The 639-nt window shown below is 39.4% G+C and carries 1 protein-coding gene; it reads right to left on the bottom strand.

Translation table 11 applies throughout. From position 1 onward, the window contains the following. Positions 1 to 639 (bottom strand): sugar-binding domain-containing protein (locus tag ACUNWA_RS19030; protein WP_445593513.1); only part of this gene is annotated, 639 nt, incomplete at both ends.

The raw sequence follows: 639 nt of genomic DNA, 5'->3' as shown, positions 1-639 counted from the left end.
ACGGTATAGAACGGGTGAGAATTCATCCCAAAGCTGAACATCATCTCCCATATAAACAATGCCCTCAATAGTGGACACGCCTTCGTCAACCTTAAAATTAAGGGTCTGGCTTCCAGCTTTTATCCCATTTTCTTTTAGCTCAGCTCTTAGCTTAATTTTTCCTTCAACTGCCACACCGGTTTTGTTGTAGATCTTACAAGTTACTTTGGCCTGTTTATTTTTGATATCAGGATAAACACGTATATCATCCATGTATACGGGATCTTTAACTTGTAATTCTATGCGACCAATAATTCCGTTCCAATTGCTTTGGGTGTGTTCAGACACAGAAGAAGCAAACATTCCTAAGCTGAATGGGTATTTATTATCTACACAAATGGTTAACGTATGTTTTCCAGGCTTCAGAAACGGTGTGAGGTCGTATTGCTGAGCCGTACTCAAACTATTTTCAGAACCTACATATTGGTTGTTAACCCAAACCTGCGTAATCCAGTGGCAACGTTCCAAAAACAATACAAAATGTTTGTTGCTCCAGTTTTTAGGAATTTCAATTTCACGCTTATACCAGGCTTTCCCTACGTAATAGTGTGGGCGTATAAGCGCATTATAAGGATCTTCGTATTTTTCCGGTTCTCCCAA

Source organism: Sunxiuqinia sp. sy24 (genome assembly GCF_052677165.1).
The sequence above is the reverse complement of the archived record's forward strand: the minus strand, read 5'-3'. Positions and strand labels throughout refer to the sequence as shown.